Below are 17772 nucleotides of genomic sequence, written 5' to 3'. Positions count from 1 at the left end.
ATGGATTCCGCCGTGCGCCGGAATGACGGCTCTTACTGGCAGGCTTCGCATTCCTCGAAACCGTCGTCGCCCGGACGCAGGTAGCAGGCGGCGCCTTCTTCCACAGCGGCGGCGGCCACCGGCGCTGGCGCCGGCGCGGCGTTGGCCGCAGCCAGGCCGCCGTCCACCGGCACGGCGTTCAGGGCGCCGGTCTTGGTGGTGGATTTCTCCATGTGGGTGGCGGCGATGGTACGCAGGTAGTAGGTGGTTTTCAGGCCACGCAGCCATGCCAGCTTGTAGGTTTCGTCCAGCTTCTTGCCCGAGGCGCCAGCCATGTAAATGTTCAGCGACTGCGCCTGGTCGATCCACTTCTGGCGGCGCGAGGCGGCTTCCACCAGCCAGCTTGGCGACACTTCAAACGCGGTTGCATAAATGTCACGCAGGTCTTGCGGGATGCGGTCGATCTTGGCCAGCGAACCGTCGAAGTACTTCAGGTCGGCAATCATGACCTCGTCCCACAGGTCGCGCGCCTTCAGGTCGCGCACCAGGTAGGCGTTGATCTCGGTGAACTCGCCCGACAGATTGGACTTCACGTACAGGTTCTGGAAGGTCGGTTCGATGCAAGCCGAGACGCCGATAATGTTCGAGATGGTCGCGGTCGGTGCGATCGCCACGCAGTTCGAGTTACGCATGCCGAACTTGGCGATGCGCTCGCGCACCGGGGTCCAGTCCATCGAGGACGACAGGTCCTGCTCCAGGTAGCCGCCGCGCTCTTCGGCCAGCAGCTTGATCGAGTCCTGTGGCAGGATGCCGCGATCCCACAGCGAACCTTTGTACGAAGCGTAGTGGCCGCGTTCTTCGGCCAGCTCGGTCGAGGCCAGGTAGGCGTAGTAGCAGACCGCTTCCATCGAGGTGTCGGCAAACTGCACCGATTCCATCGACGAGAACGGCACGCGCATCATGTGCAGGCAGTCCTGGAAGCCCATCACGCCCAAGCCCACCGGACGGTGACGCATATTGGCGTTACGCGCCTTGTCGACCGCGTAGTAGTTAATGTCGATCACGTTGTCCAGCATGCGCATCGCGGTGCGGATGGTTTTCTGCAGCTTGACGTGATCCAGCTTGCCCTCTTTCATGTGGGCCGGCAGGTTGACCGAACCCAGGTTGCAGACGGCGATTTCGTCCGGACCGGTGTTCAGGGTGATCTCGGTGCACAGGTTGGAGCTGTGGACCATGCCCACGTGCTGCTGCGGCGAACGGATGTTGCATGGGTCCTTGAAGGTGATCCATGGGTGGCCGGTTTCAAACAGCATCGACAGCATCTTGCGCCACAGGTCCAGCGCCTGGATTTTCTTGAACACGCGGATTTCGCCGGCGGCGGCCTTGGCTTCGTAGCCCAGGTAGGCTTTTTCGAAGGCCTTGCCGACCAGGTCGTGCAGGTCCGGGGTGTCCGATGGCGAGAACAGGGTCCACTCGCCTTTTTCCATCACGCGCTTCATGAACAGGTCCGGAATCCAGTTGGCGGTGTTCATGTCGTGGGTGCGGCGGCGGTCGTCGCCGGTGTTCTTGCGCAGGTCGAGGAATTCCTCGATGTCCATGTGCCAGGTTTCCAGGTAGGCGCACACCGCGCCCTTGCGCTTGCCGCCCTGGTTGACCGCCACGGCGGTGTCGTTGACCACTTTCAGGAACGGCACCACGCCTTGCGATTTGCCGTTGGTGCCCTTGATGTGGGCGCCCAGCGCGCGCACCGGGGTCCAGTCGTTACCCAGGCCGCCGGCGAATTTGGCCAGCAGGGCGTTTTCCTTGATGGCGTCGTAGATGCCTTCCAGGTCGTCCGACACGGTGGTCAGGTAGCACGACGACAGCTGCGAACGCAGGGTGCCCGAGTTGAACAGGGTCGGGGTCGACGACATGAAGTCGAAGGTCGACAGCAGGTTGTAGAACTCGATGGCGCGCGCTTCGCGGTCGGTTTCGTTCAGGGCCAGGCCCATGGCGACGCGCATGTAGAAGGCCTGCGGCATTTCAATGCGCACATCGCGCACGTGCAGGAAGTAGCGGTCGTACAGGGTTTGCAGGCCGATGTAGCCGAACTGCAGGTCGCGGTCGGCGACGATGGCTTTGGCCAGGCGGGCCAGGTCGAACTCGCCCAGCTTGGTGTCCAGCAGCTCGGCGGCGATGCCCTTGGCGATGTATTGCGGGAAGTAGGTCACGTATTCGGCGGCGGCCGCAGCTTGCGCCACTTCCTTGCCGAACACTTCCTTGCGGATGGTGTGCAGCAGGATGCGGGCGGTCACCTGCGAGTAAGCCGGGTCCTTCTCCATCAGCGCGCGGGCAGCCAGGATGGCGGACTTGTGCAGTTCTTCGACCGGCACGCCGTCGTACAGGTTTTTCAGGGTTTCCGCGACGATGGCGTCAGCGTCCACGTGTTTTTCCAGGCCCTGGCAGGCGGCGCCGATCAGGCTGGTCACGCGGTTCAGTTCCAGCGGCTTGCGCTCGCCGTTTTCCAGCACGTGGATTTGCGGTGCAGCAATGGTGGTGGCGCCGGCGGCTTCCTTGGCCAGACGGCGTTCTTCCATTTGCTTGGCGCGGTACAGCACGTAGGCGCGGGCCACATCGTGTTCGCCCGAGCGCATCAGCGCCAGTTCCACCTGGTCTTGCACGTCTTCGATGTGGAAGGTGCCGCCCGATGGCTGGCGGCGCACCAGCGCAGCCACCACGCTGCTGGTCAGCTGTTCCACCAGTTCGCGGATGCGGGCCGAGGCCGCACCCTGGCCGCCGTTGACGGCCAGGAAGGCCTTGGTCATGGCGACTGCAATTTTCGACGGTTCAAACGCGACAACCGCGCCGTTACGGCGAATGATGCGGTAGTCACCGAGATCGCTTGCTGCCGTTGCCGGGCTGCTGGCGGTACTCGCAGCGGCGGCTGGTACCAGCGCTGGATTGATGGTGATGTCTTGAGTAGATTGCATTTAAGCTCCCCGGATAACAACGTGCAGTCATTGCTGCGCCGCATATATGTTTAATAAGAATCGATATCACGGCAACCACTATATCTAGTGGCCGGACCCGACCCGATCCACTGATTGTAGTAGCCGCAAAACACCCATGCAAGGGGAAATTTTGTCGTTTACGGCAATTTTTCTATTGACTTTGCGGAACGCCTTTTACCACGCGCAATCCCGCGATAGCGCCCACTAACGCGGGCTCAGCCAGTGCCTTTTGATTCAGCAGTTTCTGGTAATATTCCCAGTCGAAGCACGGCCCGGGATCGGTTTTCCGGCCCGGCGCAATGTGTTCGTGCCCCTGCACGTCAGTCAATGGATAGTGCTGGCGCAGCGCGATGGTCAGCGCCGCCAGCGCCGCATACTGGGCCGGCTCGAAGGCCACCAGATCGCTGCCCTCCAGCTCCACCCCGATAGCAAAATCATTACATTTCTCGCGCCCGCAAAACTGCGACACGCCGGCATGCCAGGCGCGCTCGTTGGCGGAAACGTATTGAATGACGCGGCCGTCCCGGCGGATAAAAAAGTGGCTGGAAACCTTCAGGCCACGCAGGTCGGCGAACGAGGGGTCAGCATTATAATCGATCCGGCCGGTGAACAGGTCGGACACGTGCGGGCCGCCAAACTGCCCGGCCGGCAGCGAGATATTGTGGATCACCAGCAGGGTGATGTCGTCCGGCGTGGCGCCGGGGCGGGCATCGAAGTACGGGCTGTCGTAACGCGCTGCCAGCGGCAGCCAGCCGTCAAAAGCACTCACGAATCGGGCTCCTGGATATTCAATTTCTGCATCTGGTAGCGCAGCTGGCGGAAGCTGATGCCCAGCAGCTGGGCGGCCTGGGTGCGGTTGAACTGGGTCTGCGCCAGCGCCCGCAGGATGATGTCGCGCTCCACCTGGTTCAGGTATTCGGGCAGGCTGGAGGGCAGGCTGTCCGGGTTGGGCGGCGCGATGGCCGGCGCGGCCGCCAGCGGCGCCGGCGTCGGCAGCGGCGCCGCTTCCGCCATGCGCGCGCCCTTGAGCGACAGGTCGTCGACCTGGATCACGCCATCGTTGGCAAAGGCCAGCGCACGTTCCAGGATGTTTTCCAGCTCGCGCACATTGCCGGGGAAGGCGTAGCCGCGCAGCGCCGCCAGCACGCCGGGACCGAGCACCACCTTGTGCTCGAAGGTGCCCAGCCGGTCCAGAATGGCGGCGGTCAGCAGCTCCAGATCGTCCAGCCGTTCGCGCAGCGGCGGCAGGCTCAGTTCAATCACGTTCAGGCGATAGAACAGATCCTGGCGGAAGCTGCCCTGCTCCACGCACTGCGCCAGGTTCTTGTGGGTGGCGCTGATGATGCGCACATCGACCGGCTCCTCGGCGGTGGCGCCGATCTTGCGCACCCGCCGCTCCTGGATCGCGCGCAGCAGCTTGACCTGCATGGCCAGCGGCAGGTCGGCCACTTCGTCCAGCATCAGGGTGCCGCCGTTGGCGGCCTGGAAGAAGCCTTCGCGGTCGTCGGCGGCGCCGGTGAAAGCGCCCTTGCGGTAGCCGAAGAACTCCGCTTCCATCAGCGCTTCCGGAATTGCGCCGCAGTTGACGGCGATGAAGGGCTTGCCGGCGCGCGAACTTTGGGCGTGAATCTCGCGCGCGGCCAGCTCCTTGCCGCTGCCCGATTCGCCGTGGATGGCCACCGGCGCCATCGACCGCGCCAGCCGCGCGATCTGCGCACGCAAGGCCTGGATCACCGCCGACTCGCCGCGCAGGCGGCTGACCGCCGGCGCCGCGCTGGGCGCCGGTGCTACCGGCGGCTCGGCGTTCAGGCGCAACGCCGATTGCACCATCACCCGCAACTGGTCCAGCGCCACCGGCTTGGAGATGTAATCAAAGGCGCCGGCCTTGAGCGCCACCACCGCGTTGTCGGCGCTGCCGAAGGCGGTGACCACCGCCACCGGCGTATTCTTGCAGGCGGCCGTGACTTCGCGCACCAGTTCCAGCCCCAGGCCGTCGGGCAGGCGCATGTCGGTCAGCACCAGCTGGTATTCGGTGCCGGTCAGCAGCGTGCGCGCCTCGGCCAGCGTGGCGGCGCTGTCGACGTCCAGGCCCATTTTCAGCAGGGTCAGTTCCAGCAGTTCGCGCAGGTCGGCTTCGTCGTCGACCACCAGGACGCGCGGGGTGCGTTGGGAACCTTTCATCAAGCAGCCTTTCCTTGCTGGGCAAAGGTGATTACAAAGCGCCCGCTCAAGGCAGGGCTGCCGTCGGCGCTGTCGCTGTTGTCAAAACGGTATTCATAGTCCAGCCGCGCCTCATTATTCAAACACAATTCGCGTGCCAGATACAGCCCCAGCCCGGTGCCCTTGCTGGAGGTGGTGTAAAACGGTTCAAACAGGTGTGCCCGCACTTCCGGCGAAATGCCGGGACCATCGTCCTGCACATGCAGTTCCAGCCGCTGCGCCTTGTTGCCCACCACGTCCAGCCGGATCGAGTCCGGGCCGCCGCTGGCATAGCGTACGGCGTTGTTCAACAGATTGAGGATCACCTCGCGCAGGTGCAGCGCATCGAAGCGCACCGTGGTGCCGGCCGCCACCGACAGCCCGAGGATCGCCGGCGCCAGATTGTGGGTTTCGATGAACTCCGCCCGCAGCTCGGCCAGGAACACGTCCAGCGCCAGCGGTTCGTGGTGCGACTGCGCCTTGCGCGACAGCTGCAGGATGTCTTCCACCATGCGGTTCACGCGGCTGACGTTGTCGCTGACGATCTTCAACAGGCGCTGGTGCACCGGATCGTGCAGGTCCTCAGCCAGCAGCGAGGTGGCGTGGCCGATGGCCGACAGCGGGTTGCGCACCTCGTGCGCGATGCTGGCGGTGAGCCGCCCCATGGACGCCAGCTTGAGCTGCTGCGCCTGATTTTCAATCCCGGTCACGTCCTGCAGGAAGATCACGCTGCGCTCGGCGCCCAGGCCGCGGGTCTCGGCGGCGGCAAAGCGCACCTTCAGATGCGCGGCCAGGTCGCGGCGCGCGCCCCAGGCGGCGGTCATGCCTTCCAGCGCGGCGTCGTTGAACGGCTTGATGGTGATGAAGGCGGTGGCGCGCGTGGCATCTTCGCGCCACGCGTGGTAAGCCTGCGCCAGCGGCGCCAGCGCCACGGCGGCCGACAGCTTGAACTTCAGTTCCGGCCCCACCAGGCCCAGCATCTGCTGCGCGGCCGGGTTGCCGGCAAACACCTGCCCGTCCGGATCGACCACCAGGATGCCGTCGCCGATATTGGCCATCACCAGCCGGTTGACCGCCTGCTGCACATTGATTTCCACGCCGCGCTGGATGGCCAGTTCCTCCTGCCCGATCAACTTGGCGGCCATGCGGTTCACCACCAGCACGGCGGCCAGGAAGGCAGCGCCGTACAAGCCGGCCTGCATCACATCGCGGTCGCTCTCGGTGAGGAAGATTTGCCAAGTGGTGTCGCCCAGCAGGAACAGCGACACCAGCGAGGCGCAGAACAGCGACACCACCAGCGGCGCCAGGATCGCCAGCCCGGCCAGCGGGAACAGGTACAGGATGGCCAGCCCGCTGCGCATGCCGCCGCCGGCCAGATACAGCAGCGAGATGATGGCCAGGTCGCAGGCGATCTGCGACAGCAGCTGCAGCACGAAGCGGCGCTGCACATACACCGCCGACAGCGCAAAGCCGATCGCCAGCCCCAGATACAGCAGGCAGATTTGCAGGTAGAGGTACTGGCCGGAGGCGCGCAGGCCGCGGTTATCGAAACTCAGGTAGACCAGCAGCACCAGCGCGATCACCACGCGGGTGGCGTTGAGCGTCTGCAGCGAACGCCAGAAGGTGGCGCGCGCTTCGGCCGACAGGGCTTGCAGGCGCGCGATCACGGTCGCTGGCGGTTATGCGGACGGCAGGGCGGCGTGGGCCGCGCTGCAATAGTCACGGCCGTTGGCCTGCACCGTTTCCGAGGCAGGATAAAAGACGCCGCAGTGCGCGCATTGCAGCATCACCTCGGCGTCGTTGGCCGCCTGGGCGGCGGCGCGCGCCTTGAAGGTCTGCGACGGCTGCGCCGGCGCCGGCTGCGGCGGCTGGCGGAACTGCTGCTGATGGCGCTTTTTCGCCTCGCGGATCTTGGAGCGGATCGCGAAGATCACCAGCATTATCAACGCCAACCACATCACAATCTTGGTAATCATGCCCAACCCTTATGTAACACCACTTCAAACACAAAACGGCTGCCGACATAGGCCAGCAGCAAAGTCGCAAAGCCGGCCAGCGTGAAGCTCAGCGCGGTCTTGCCGCGCCAGCCGCGGAAGCGGCGGCCGGCCAGCAGCGCGGCAAACAGCACCCACGACAGCAGGGTAAAGACGGATTTGTGATCCCATTTCAGCGCCTGGCCGAACAGCTGTTCCGAGAACACGATGCCCGACAACACGGTCAGGCTGAGTAACGCGAAACCGAAGCCTATCATGCGGAACAACAGTTTTTCCATGGTCAGCAGCGCCGGCAGCTGGTCCAGTGCGCCGGACAAAAACGACTTCTTGTCGGTGCGCGCGTGCAGGCGCGACTCCTGCAATGCCATCAGCACGGCGTGGAAGGCGGCGATGGTCAGGGTGGAATAGGCCATGGTGGCGATCGCGATATGCCAGCCAAACAGCGGCGACTTGCCCTCCATCGGCACCAGGTTGCCGGGGAAGATCACCTGCAGCGCGGCAGCGACGGCGGCAAACGGCATGACCAGGCGGCGCAGGCCATCCAGGCTGAAATTCTGGTTCTCTATCCAGTAGGCCGCCACCGACACCCACAGCGCCGACGACAGCATGGCGGCAAAGCCGAAGCGCAGCTCACCGCCGCCGGCGATTTCCGACCACAGACCGGCGCCGTGCAGCAGCCAGGCCGCCAGCGTGACAGCCGAAATCAGGCCGCCGCGGCGCGCGGGCAAGGCGGCGCACAAGATGTACAGCGCAATGGCTGCGATAAAAGAATAGATCTGCATCCCGGCAGTTTACACCATCGCTCAATCCCCGGCTGCCATGCGCAATTCGTCGTGATGGTGGCGCTGCTGCTCCTCCATCACCAGCTGGCCCAGTTCACGCTTGAGGGCATTGAACCCGGCGGCGGCCGGGTCGCGCAGGCGCGGCAGGTCGATCAGCAGGTCGCGCTTGACGGTGCCGGGGCGGTAAGTCATCACCACGATGCGGTCGGCCAGGTAGATCGCCTCTTCAATCGAGTGGGTGACGAAGATGATGGTCTTTTTCAGCTCGGCCCAGATGCGCAGCAGCTCGTCCTGCAGGTTGCGCCGGGTGAGCGCGTCCAGCGCGCCAAACGGCTCGTCCATCAGCATGATCGGCGAATCCAGCGCCAGCACGCGCGCGATCGCCACCCGCTGGCGCATGCCGCCCGACAGGTCTTTCGGATAGCGGCTGCGGAAGTCCTGCAGCGACAGCATGGTGAGCAGCTGATCCACCGTGGCCTGGATCTGCGCCTTGGGCTGGCCCTTGATCTGCAGGCCGAAGGCGACATTGTCCTGCACCGTCATCCACGGGAACAGCGCGTATTCCTGGAACACCATGCCGCGCTCCGGGCCGGGCGCGGTCACCGCCTGCCCTTCCACCGTGATGCTGCCGGACGACGGCGGCGCAAAGCCGGCCACCGCGTTCAGCAGGGTCGATTTGCCGCAGCCGGAGGGGCCGAGCAGGCAGACGAACTGGCCCTGCGGGATCTCCAGGTTGATGTCCTTCAGCGCCACCACTTCGCGTTCGGCGGTCTGGAACACCTTGTTCACTTGCGAGACTAAGATATGGGTCATCAGTTTTCCAGGCCGCGGTGCCAGCGCAGCAGATAGTTATTCAGCTTGTTCATGCCGACGTCGATCGCCAGGCCGATCAGGCCGATGGTGATCATGCCGGCGATGATTTTGTCGGACCAGAAGTACTCGCGCGCTTCCAGGATGCGGAAACCGAGGCCGTTATTCACCGCCACCATCTCGGCCACGATCACCACGATAAACGCGGTGCCGATGCCGATCCGCACGCCGGACAGGATGTACGGCACCGCCGCCGGCAAAATCACGCGGGTGAACAGGGTCAGGCCGGAAGCGCCCAGGTTGCGGGCGGCGCGGAGGTAAATGCCGTCCACCTGGCGCACGCCGGCGATGGTATTCATCAGCACCGGGAAGAAGGCGCCCAGCGCGATCAGGAACACGGCCGGCGGATTGCCCAGCCCGAACCACAGCATCGACAGCGGGATGTAGGCGATCGGCGGAATCGGCCGCACCATCTGCACCAGCACATTGAACCAGTCGTAGACGTGCTTGCTCATGCCCATGGCCAGGCCGAGCGGCAGGGCCAGCCCGCCGCCGATCAGGAAGCCGACCACCACGCGGTACAAGCTGCTCAGGGAATCGGTAATCAGCTCGCCGGAGACGGCCCAGTGCAGCCAGCTGCCGGCGGCCGGATCATAGGGCTGCAGCGGCAGCAGGTAGGCAATCCACTTTTCCGTCACCGCCAGCGGCGACGGCAGCACTTGCGGATTGACCCAGCCCAGCTGCGCCACCAGCTGCCACACGCCCACCACCACGGCCGGCAGCACCAGTCCGACGCCGATCTGGCGCCACGACGCGGTGGCCATTATTTGACGCCCAGGTTTTTCTTGGCGGCGTCCAGCAGGTCGGTCTTGACCCAGTCCTTGGCCACCGGCGGCTTGCTCATGCGGCCGACGCCGGTCTTGACCATGACGTCGGTGGTGATCTGGATGTGTTCGGGCGTGATGTCGTAGCTGTACGGCGAATTGCCGATGGCGTCGTCAAAGTCGTCCTTGGTGATCTGGCCCTTGAACACCACCTCGCGCACATACTTCTCGGCCACCGCCTTGTTCTCGATGAACAGCTTGGTCGACTGCACGAAACAGTTCATGAACTTCTCCGCCAGCGGACGCTTCTCTTTATAGAACTTCTCGGTCATCACCATGGTGCGCACCGGTTCCCCGATCGGGGTGTCGTAGGGCTTGATCATCTCGCTGCCGAAGCCCTTGTTGATGGCTTGCGAGGATTGCGGCTCGGACTGCATCATGGCGTCGATCTGCTTGCCCAGCAGGGCCTGATTCAGGTCGGCGTAGGCCAGGAACACCAGTTGCACATCCTTGCCCGGCTGGTCGGAGACGGTCAGGCCGTTTTGCTGCAGCTCGGCCAGCAGCAGCACTTCCTGGATGCCGCCGCGGGTGACGCCGACTTTCTTGCCTTTCAGGTCCTTGACGGTTTTCAGTTTCAGGTCGGCGCGGCTGACCAGCTGCGCGCCGCCCTTGGCGAAGCCGGCCACCACATAGATCGGCGCGCCGCCGGCGCGGCCCGAGATGGCGGCCTCGGAGGCGGTGGTGCCGACATCGAGCTCGCCGGCGATGATGGCCTGCATCACGTCCAGGCCCTTGGCGAAGATGCGCTCCTCGACCTTGATGCCGCATTTGGGCGCCAGCTCCTTGATATACGAGACGGCGCCGTAGTGGGCGAATTTCAGGTTGCCCAGGCGGACCACGTCCTGCGCCTGGGCTGAGCCGAACAACACCATGGAGGTCAACGCTACGCCGATCGCTTTCAATCTCATGCTATCTATCTCCTCAAAAATATAGGGTCTACGGCCTTCGCAATTTTGCATCGATAATACGCGCACCAATCTGAAACGGCGCAAAAAATTGTCAGTTAGCATGCACCTCTGTGACATTGTGTGCATTTCTTGGCCTCCGATTTGATACACAATCCAGCATTAACTGATAATTAAGATTCCTCTTTAACAGAGATGACGACACAGGCAGCTTTTCAACACACCGGCGGCGTGATGGCGCGCTGACACCGGCCGCCTACCGTATCGGAGGCCTCAGTAACACACTGACCGCGGCGGACGACGCCATCAATTGGCGGCAGAGCCTTACGATGATGCGACCTACCGACCGGCCGCCAGCGTGCGCTTCCACGACTCTCAGGCAGTGCAGCACGCATTGATACCCTTATTAATCTTTTTAAAAGGTCACTATATGTTACGAATTCGATCAAGCACTCTGGTTGCCCTGCTGGCCCTGGCGCTGGCGGGCTGCGGCGGCGGCTCCTCAGCGCCGCCATCGACAGCGCCAGCGCAGCCGGTAGCGGCCACTGAATTGACGCTGAGCGCAGCCGGCAACGACGCCTATGTCGGTGGCGCGGCGGTGGCCTTGACGGCAGCCTTGAACGGTGCCGGCACTATCGCCTGGCAACTCGCGGCGGGCACCCCGGGCACGCTGTCGGCCGCAAGCGGCAACAACCTCAGCTACACGCCGCCGGCCAGCAGCGACGTCAACGCAGTCGCCAAAGTGTCGATCACGGCCACTTCAGGGAGCCTGAGCAAGACCATCATCTTGAACCTGCTGCCCGACGCCAACAAGCCCGGCCTGTCTCTGTTGGCCGGCAACACCACCAGCGTCGCCAACGCGGCAATCAGTGTAGACGGGGTAGGCACAGCCGCCCGCTTTGCTGGCATCTCAGGCATCACGGTAGATGGCGCCGGCAACAGCTATGTCACGGAGAACACTGGTTCGGCCAACCTGCTGCGCAAGATCGCAGCGGATGGCAGCGTCACCACTGTCTCCACCGCCGCACTGGGCCTGGGCACGCGATATGAAGCGCCCACTGTGGCCGCCGACGGCACAGTCTATTTCACCAAAGTAGGCAACGCCACATCGCGCGAATACTATTACGCCACTTACAAGCTGGGCAGCGATGGCACGGCGACTCTGTTGGGCAGCATGATCACGACCTTCAACGGTCACGGCGGCGATGTGCTCGCCAGTCCCGACGGCCAAATTTATCGCCTGCATGATAACTACATCGTCTTATGGCGGGCGGACGGAAATGATCAACCGTTCGCTGGTGCGATGTTCCAGACCGGCGCCCTGGACGGTACTGGCACAGCGGCCAGCTTCACGTTGTTGAACGACGTGACCGTCGACAAGAACGGCACCCTGTTCGCGTTGGACCAGGGCAGCGTGCGCCGGATCACGCCTGCCGGGGTTGTCACCACGCTGGCCCGCTTCCCGGTGGTCGCCAGCCCGACCACCTCGGCCACGGCGGCGCCGGTCCGGATCGGCGTGGATGGCGACGGCAATGTGCTGCTGCTCTATGTCAGTCAGGATACATCCTACTACGAAATCCGCAAGCTGAGCGGCGACGCCATCGTGCCCCTGTATCAGGTCGGCACGCCGCATGGGCCGTATGACATCCGGCCGTCAAGCATGGCCGTGCAGCGCGACGGCACGCTGTTGCTGGCGCGCGCCGACAGTGTGACACGCTTGGGCACCGATGGCACCACCAGGCTGCTGGCTGGCACGCAGGACGCCGCTTACACGATGCAGGACGGCGACGGCGACACCGCCCGCTATGTCCGTCCGGGCCTGCTGGCCGCCGACGCGGACGGCAGCGTCTATTCGGTGGAAGACGTCAGCAACTTCTACCAGCGCAAGACGGTGATCCGCAAGACCACTGCTGCCGGCAAGGTCAGCACCTACGCCACCCTCAACCTCGGCATGGACATCAGCGGCATGCTGGTGACACCGGCCGGCCAACTGCTTGTGTCACTGACGCCGCCCGGTACCAGTAACGCCTTCGGCGGCGGAATTTACCAGGTGGAGGCGGGCAACAAATTCACACTGATCGCCGGTGTGCCCGTGGTCGTCAGCAGCACGCCGCAGCAGAAGGACGGCAGCGGCGCAGCCGCACGCTTCGGCGGACCGTCCCTGGCCGGCGTCGACAGCGCCGGCAACCTGTATGTGCGCGACCGGGCGAGCGCCATCGACGCCAGCACCACCGTGCGCAAGATCACGCCGCAAGCGGTGGTCAGTACGATCGACGCCTTGCCCGCCAACCTGAACGCCGCGCCGGATGGCAACGTCTACCAACTCGATCCGGCCACGCCCGGCGCCATCTTCCGCGTCACGCCAGCCGGCGTGAAAACCCTCGTGGTCGGCGGCGACAGCGCGGCCAGCGTGGTGCTGGGCGCGCTGCCCGGGCAGCTCACGCGCCTGCTCAGCGTGGTGCCGCTCGGTAGCAACAGCCTGGCGGTGGCGACCGAGTCGGCCATCCTGAAGGTCGTGTTACCGAAATAACGCGGCGTCCCGCAACTGGGCAGACCGGCGCAGCAATGGCGCCGGCTGGCCTTCTGGTGCCGACGGTATAAGGTAAAATGCTGGACTCCGCCGGCGCTTTGCCGGCTTATGCATTCTAATGAGTAGGCCGACCATGCTAGACAATCTGACCCAACGCCTTGCCAAAGTGGTGAAAACCATGCGCGGCGAGGCTCGCCTGACCGAAGCCAACACCGCCGAAATGCTGCGCGAAGTGCGCATGGCGCTGCTGGAGGCCGACGTTGCCCTGCCGGCCGTGCGCGAATTCATCGCCCGCGTCAAAGAAAAAGCCCTCGGCGAGGAAGTGATTTCCTCGCTGTCGCCGGGCCAGGCGCTGGTCGGCGTGGTGCAGCGCGAGCTGGCCGCCATCATGGGCGCCGACCTCGGCCCGGAAGCGGCGCAGCTGAGCTTTGCCCAGCAGCCGCCCGCCATCATCCTGATGGCCGGCCTGCAGGGCGTGGGTAAGACCACCACCGTCGGCAAGCTGGCCAAGTATTTAAAAGAAGAAAAGAAAAAGAAAGTGCTGACGGTGTCGGCCGACGTGTATCGGCCGGCCGCGATCGCCCAGCTGCAGTCGGTGACCGCCCAGGTCGGCGCCGACTTCTTCCCGTCCACCGCGCAGGACAAGCCGGTCGACATCGCGCTGGCCGCGCTGGACTGGGCCAAAAAGCACTACCACGACGTGCTGATCATCGACACCGCCGGCCGTCTCGGCATCGATGAACAGATGATGCAAGAGATCGCCGCCGTGCACGGCGCGGTCAAGCCGGTGGAAACCCTGTTCGTGGTCGACGCCATGCTGGGCCAGGACGCCATCAACACCGCCAAGGCCTTCAACGACGCCCTGCCGCTGACCGGCATCGTGCTGACCAAGCTGGACGGCGACTCGCGCGGCGGCGCGGCGCTGTCGGTGCGCCACATTACCGGCAAGCCGATCAAGTTTGCCGGCGTCTCGGAAAAGCTGGACGGCCTGGAAGCGTTCGACCCGGCGCGCATGGCCAACCGCGTGCTGGGCATGGGCGACATCCTGGCGCTGGTGGAAGAAGCCCGCAAGGGCGTGGACGCCAAGGCGGCCGCCGATCTGGCGGCCAAGGTCAAGTCGGGCGGCAAGTTCGACATGAACGACTTCAAGGCGCAGCTGGGCCAGATGAAGAAAATGGGCGGCATGGCCAGCCTGGTGGACAAGCTGCCGGCGCAGTTCCAGCAGGCGGCCGGCAACGCCAACATGGACCAGGCCGACAAGCAGGTGCGGCGCATGGTCGGCATCATCGACGCCATGACCCCGGCCGAACGCGCCAAGCCGGAGCTGATCAAAGCCACCCGCAAGCGCCGCATCGCGGCCGGCGCTGGCGTCCAGGTGCAGGAAGTCAACCGCATGCTGAACCAGTTCGAGCAGATGCAGACCATGATGAAAAAGCTCTCCGGCGGCGGCATGATGAAGATGATGCGCGCCATGAAGGGCATGATGCCGGGGCTGCGCTAAGGCGCTGCAAACGGCCTGCCGCACGGGGAAAACCGGGTAAACCGGGGCGATGCCCCGGGTTTACGTGGTGTTTCCGGGAAAAAACGCAAAAAACAGTTGCGTACTGGTTAAATCCCCACCAATATTAGCCGGTGCGATCAATTGCGCAATTTTCCATGTGTTCGTTAAGGAGGCTCGAATATGGCAACAGCCAAAAAAGCAGCACCAGCTAAGAAACCGGCGGCCAAGCCCGCCGCGAAGAAAGCAGCAGCACCCGTAAAACCAGCAGCCAAACCAGCCGCGAAAAAAGCACCTGCCGCCCGCAAGCCGAACGCCGCTTTCATGAAAGCGATGACGCCCTCCGCTTCGCTGGCCGCCATCGTCGGCGCCACCGCCCTGCCGCGCACCGAAGTGACCAAGAAAGTCTGGGACTACATCAAAAAGCACGACCTGCAAGACCCGACCAACCGTCGCAACATCAATGCCGACGACAAACTGAAAGCCGTATTCGGCGGCAAAGCCCAAGTCTCCATGTTCGAAATGACCAAACTGATTTCGGACCACCTGAAATAATCAGACGAAAAAAAAACCGGGGCCTCCCCGGTTTTTTTACTCCGGGGTCAGGTCCGTCATTTCTACACGGCCTCTGCCGTAGCGTCCCGCTACGGCAGAGGCCGTGTAGAAATGACGGACCTGACCCCGGAGTTTATTTCCAGTTGTTCCATGCCGCCAGCACGGCGTTCGGGTAGTCCGGCTTGCCGCGGCTGCCGTTGTAGCGGCCCAGCGCCAGATACAGGTTGCCCGCCTCCATGTCCAGGTACATGCGCAGGATCGAGCAGCCGTAACGCAGATTGGTCTGCATGTCGAACAGGGCGCGCCGGTTGCGGTCGCCGATCACATTGGTCCAGAACGGCATCACTTGCATGTAGCCGCGCGCCCCCACGATCGACACCGCATATTTGCGGTACGCCGATTCCACCTGGATCAGCCCCAGCACCAGCCCCGGCTCCAGCCCGGCGCGGCGCGCCTCGTACCACACGGTGGCCAGCAATTCGTTGCGGGTCTGGTCGTCCGGCAGTTTGCGCTTCAGGCGCGCGGACATGGTGTCCAGCCAGTTGCGGTAGCGCGCCTGGTCGGACGGATTGCGGAAGGTCGGCGTCGGCGGCGTGGCGTCCTTGATGGCGTTCGACAGCGCCAGCCGCACCGCGTCGGCCAGCGCTTCTTCCTTCTGGTTGCCGGCCAGCACCGGCGCGCTCGCTGCGGCCAGCGCCAGCAGCAGCGCCGCCCAGCGCGCGTACATCACTGCGCCAGTTTGCCCTGGATGAGGGCCAGCGCCTCGGCCACCGGCACGGCGGTCGCTTCGCTGTCGCGGCGGCCCTGGTATTCCAGATTGCCGTCCTTCAGACCACGCTCGCCAATCACCACCCGGTGCGGCACGCCGATCAGTTCCCAGTCGGCGAACATCTGGCCCGGACGGTGGCCGCGGTCGTCGATGATGACGTCGATGCCGGCCGCCAGCGCGTCGGCGTACAGCTTTTCGGCTGCCTCCTTGACTGCCTCGCTGCGGTCCATGCCCATCGGGCACAGCACCAGCTCGAACGGCGCCAGCGACGTCGGCCAGATGATGCCCTTGTCGTCGTAGTTCTGCTCGATGGCGGCGCCCAGGATGCGGGTGATGCCGATGCCGTAGCAGCCCATCTGCAGCGGCGCCGGCTTGCCGTTTTCATCCAGGAAAGTGGCTTTCATGGCTTCCGAGTAGGCCGTGCCGAGCTGGAACACGTGGCCGACTTCGATGCCGCGCTCGATCGCCAGCACGCCCTGGCCGTCCGGCGAGGCGTCGCCCTCGACCACATTGCGCAGGTCGGCCACGATGGCCGGCTCGGCGCAGTCGCGCCCCCAGTTGGCGCCGGTGTAATGGTAGCCGGCGTCGTTGGCGCCGCACACGAAGTCGGCCATGTTGGCCACGGTGCGGTCGGCCACCACGGTGACCGGCGCCTGGGTGCCGATCGGCCCCAGATAGCCCGGCACGGTGCCGTACACTTCCAGGATTTCCGCTTCGGTCGAGAAGCGGTGCGCCGCCAGCCCCGGCACCTTGCCGACCTTGATCTCGTTCAGTTCGTGGTCGCCGCGCAACAGCAACATGAAATACTGTTTAGCCGGTTTGCCGTCTTTTTCGCTCTCGACGGTCAGGGCGATGGTCTTGACGGTTTGCGCCAACGGCAGCTTGAGCAGCTCGGCCACGGCCTCGCACTTGGTGGCGTCCGGGGTGGCGGTCTTGGCCAGCGCCTGGGTGGCGGCCGGACGGGTGGGGTTGATCGGCAGCGCTTCGGCCGCTTCCATATTGGCCGCGTAGTCCGAGCTCGGGCAGTACACCAGCGCATCCTCGCCGGTGGCGGCAATCACGTGGAATTCGTGCGAGCCGGTGCCGCCGATGGCGCCGTTATCGGCTGCTACCGCACGGAACTTCAAACCGAAGCGGTTGAAAATGCGCACGTAGGCGTCATACATGATTTGGTACGACGCCTGCATGCCGGCCTGGTCGCGGTCAAACGAGTACGCATCCTTCATGGTGAACTCGCGCCCGCGCATCAGGCCGAACCGTGGGCGGCGCTCGTCGCGGAATTTGGTTTGAATGTGGTAAAAATTCAACGGAAGTTGGCGGTACGATTTAATTTCCGAACGCACAACATCGGTGATGACTTCCTCGGCGGTCGGCTGGAACGCGAATTCGCGGCCGTGGCGGTCCTTGATGCGCAGCAGTTCGGCCCCCATCTTGTCCCAGCGGCCGGTCTCTTGCCACAGCTCGGCCGGCTGGATCAGGGGCATCAGCAGCTCGATGGCGCCGGACTGGTTCATTTCTTCGCGCACGATGGCTTCCACCTTGCGGATGATTTTCAGGCCCATCGGCATGTAGGTGTAAATGCCCGAGCCCAGGCGTTTGATCATGCCGGCGCGCATCATTAACTGATGGCTGACGATCTCGGCATCGGAAGGTGCTTCTTTAAGCGTGGAAATAAAAAAACGTGACGCGCGCATACGGTGAATTCTTTTTAAAAAGAGAGGGTTATAATCAACCTAATTTTAAAGGATTAGCTGGCTGATGCGTCCATACTTTATACAAATGCGTTCAATAATAGGCCGCGGCACCGATTTCCTACCCGGAAATGGCCGGTGGACGGCTGTTTTGTGGACAAAAATATAAGACGGGAGCGCAGCCGC

At 64.0% G+C, this 17772-nt stretch carries 14 protein-coding genes; 3 read left to right on the top strand and 11 right to left on the bottom strand.

Features of this window, described 5'->3' with window-relative positions:
• Positions 1 to 32: 32 nt before the first annotated feature.
• The 9 genes from ABDW57_RS02635 to ABDW57_RS02595 all read right to left on the bottom strand — a co-directional run bounded on the left by ABDW57_RS02635 (position 33) and on the right by ABDW57_RS02595 (position 10546).
• Positions 33 to 2948: a ribonucleoside-diphosphate reductase subunit alpha gene (locus ABDW57_RS02635; RefSeq protein ID WP_343728652.1), complete on the bottom strand. Its 2916-nt coding sequence runs from the start codon at positions 2946 to 2948 to the stop codon at positions 33 to 35.
• Positions 2949 to 3120: 172 nt separating this feature from the next.
• Positions 3121 to 3738, bottom strand: coding sequence for a 1,6-anhydro-N-acetylmuramyl-L-alanine amidase AmpD (ampD, locus tag ABDW57_RS02630; protein ID WP_343728651.1), 618 nt, complete (start codon positions 3736 to 3738; stop codon positions 3121 to 3123).
• Positions 3735 to 5150, bottom strand: a complete 1416-nt coding sequence (locus tag ABDW57_RS02625; protein WP_343728650.1) for a sigma-54 dependent transcriptional regulator — start codon at positions 5148 to 5150, stop codon at positions 3735 to 3737. The genes ampD and ABDW57_RS02625 overlap by 4 nt, the downstream gene beginning before the upstream one ends.
• Entirely contained in the window at positions 5150 to 6835 is a 1686-nt protein-coding gene (locus tag ABDW57_RS02620; protein ID WP_343728649.1) for an ATP-binding protein, read from the bottom strand. Before ABDW57_RS02620 ends, ABDW57_RS02625 begins: the two co-directional genes overlap by 1 nt.
• Before the next feature lie 12 nt (positions 6836 to 6847).
• Positions 6848 to 7144 (bottom strand): PP0621 family protein, encoded by a 297-nt coding sequence (locus ABDW57_RS02615; RefSeq protein WP_343728648.1) that lies wholly within the window; start codon positions 7142 to 7144, stop codon positions 6848 to 6850.
• A complete protein-coding gene (gene ccsA, locus ABDW57_RS02610; protein ID WP_343728647.1) occupies positions 7141 to 7944 on the bottom strand; it encodes a cytochrome c biogenesis protein CcsA in 804 nt (267 codons plus the stop codon). Before ccsA ends, ABDW57_RS02615 begins: the two co-directional genes overlap by 4 nt.
• Before the next feature lie 21 nt (positions 7945 to 7965).
• Positions 7966 to 8757 carry an ABC transporter ATP-binding protein gene (locus tag ABDW57_RS02605; protein WP_343728646.1) on the bottom strand — a complete coding sequence of 264 codons (792 nt, stop codon included), beginning with the start codon at positions 8755 to 8757 and terminating at the stop codon, positions 7966 to 7968.
• Positions 8757 to 9578, bottom strand: a complete 822-nt coding sequence (locus tag ABDW57_RS02600; RefSeq protein WP_343728645.1) for an ABC transporter permease — start codon at positions 9576 to 9578, stop codon at positions 8757 to 8759. The genes ABDW57_RS02605 and ABDW57_RS02600 overlap by 1 nt, the downstream gene beginning before the upstream one ends.
• Positions 9578 to 10546: an ABC transporter substrate-binding protein gene (locus ABDW57_RS02595; protein ID WP_343728644.1), complete on the bottom strand. Its 969-nt coding sequence runs from the start codon at positions 10544 to 10546 to the stop codon at positions 9578 to 9580. Before ABDW57_RS02595 ends, ABDW57_RS02600 begins: the two co-directional genes overlap by 1 nt.
• Before the next feature lie 427 nt (positions 10547 to 10973).
• Here ABDW57_RS02595 and ABDW57_RS02590 point away from each other — a divergent pair, with 427 nt between their 5' ends.
• From ABDW57_RS02590 to ABDW57_RS02580, 3 genes are all read left to right on the top strand, one after another.
• Positions 10974 to 13073, top strand: a complete 2100-nt coding sequence (locus tag ABDW57_RS02590) for a hypothetical protein (protein ID WP_343728643.1) — start codon at positions 10974 to 10976, stop codon at positions 13071 to 13073.
• A gap of 133 nt (positions 13074 to 13206) precedes the next feature.
• Positions 13207 to 14574: a signal recognition particle protein gene (gene ffh / locus ABDW57_RS02585; protein WP_343728642.1), complete on the top strand. Its 1368-nt coding sequence runs from the start codon at positions 13207 to 13209 to the stop codon at positions 14572 to 14574.
• 180 nt (positions 14575 to 14754) lie between these two features.
• Positions 14755 to 15126: an SWIB/MDM2 domain-containing protein gene (locus tag ABDW57_RS02580; RefSeq protein WP_176644995.1), complete on the top strand. Its 372-nt coding sequence runs from the start codon at positions 14755 to 14757 to the stop codon at positions 15124 to 15126.
• Between the two features lie 133 nt (positions 15127 to 15259).
• On the opposite strand, the gene ABDW57_RS02575 is transcribed toward ABDW57_RS02580, so the two are convergent.
• Entirely contained in the window at positions 15260 to 15853 is a 594-nt protein-coding gene (locus tag ABDW57_RS02575) for a lytic transglycosylase domain-containing protein (RefSeq protein WP_343728641.1), read from the bottom strand.
• Positions 15853 to 17589 (bottom strand): proline--tRNA ligase, encoded by a 1737-nt coding sequence (locus tag ABDW57_RS02570; RefSeq protein ID WP_343728640.1) that lies wholly within the window; start codon positions 17587 to 17589, stop codon positions 15853 to 15855. The genes ABDW57_RS02575 and ABDW57_RS02570 overlap by 1 nt, the downstream gene beginning before the upstream one ends.
• Positions 17590 to 17772 lie beyond the last annotated feature (183 nt).

This window comes from Duganella sp., assembly GCF_039595735.1.
Taxonomy (GTDB): Bacteria; Pseudomonadota; Gammaproteobacteria; order Burkholderiales; family Burkholderiaceae_D; genus Rugamonas.
This window is presented reverse-complemented; position numbering and strand designations above follow the sequence as displayed.

Coding starts and splice junctions, on each gene's coding strand:
- ffh (WP_343728642.1), top strand. CDS start 13,207: ATGCTAGACAATCTGACCCAACGCCTTGCCAAAGTGGTGAAAACCATG.
- ABDW57_RS02600 (WP_343728645.1), bottom strand. CDS start 9,578: ATGGCCACCGCGTCGTGGCGCCAGATCGGCGTCGGACTGGTGCTGCCG.
- ABDW57_RS02595 (WP_343728644.1), bottom strand. CDS start 10,546: ATGAGATTGAAAGCGATCGGCGTAGCGTTGACCTCCATGGTGTTGTTC.
- ccsA (WP_343728647.1), bottom strand. CDS start 7,944: ATGCAGATCTATTCTTTTATCGCAGCCATTGCGCTGTACATCTTGTGC.
- ABDW57_RS02570 (WP_343728640.1), bottom strand. CDS start 17,589: ATGCGCGCGTCACGTTTTTTTATTTCCACGCTTAAAGAAGCACCTTCC.
- ABDW57_RS02635 (WP_343728652.1), bottom strand. CDS start 2,948: ATGCAATCTACTCAAGACATCACCATCAATCCAGCGCTGGTACCAGCC.
- ABDW57_RS02590 (WP_343728643.1), top strand. CDS start 10,974: ATGTTACGAATTCGATCAAGCACTCTGGTTGCCCTGCTGGCCCTGGCG.
- ABDW57_RS02580 (WP_176644995.1), top strand. CDS start 14,755: ATGGCAACAGCCAAAAAAGCAGCACCAGCTAAGAAACCGGCGGCCAAG.
- ABDW57_RS02575 (WP_343728641.1), bottom strand. CDS start 15,853: ATGTACGCGCGCTGGGCGGCGCTGCTGCTGGCGCTGGCCGCAGCGAGC.
- ABDW57_RS02615 (WP_343728648.1), bottom strand. CDS start 7,144: ATGATTACCAAGATTGTGATGTGGTTGGCGTTGATAATGCTGGTGATC.
- ABDW57_RS02605 (WP_343728646.1), bottom strand. CDS start 8,757: ATGACCCATATCTTAGTCTCGCAAGTGAACAAGGTGTTCCAGACCGCC.
- ABDW57_RS02625 (WP_343728650.1), bottom strand. CDS start 5,150: ATGAAAGGTTCCCAACGCACCCCGCGCGTCCTGGTGGTCGACGACGAA.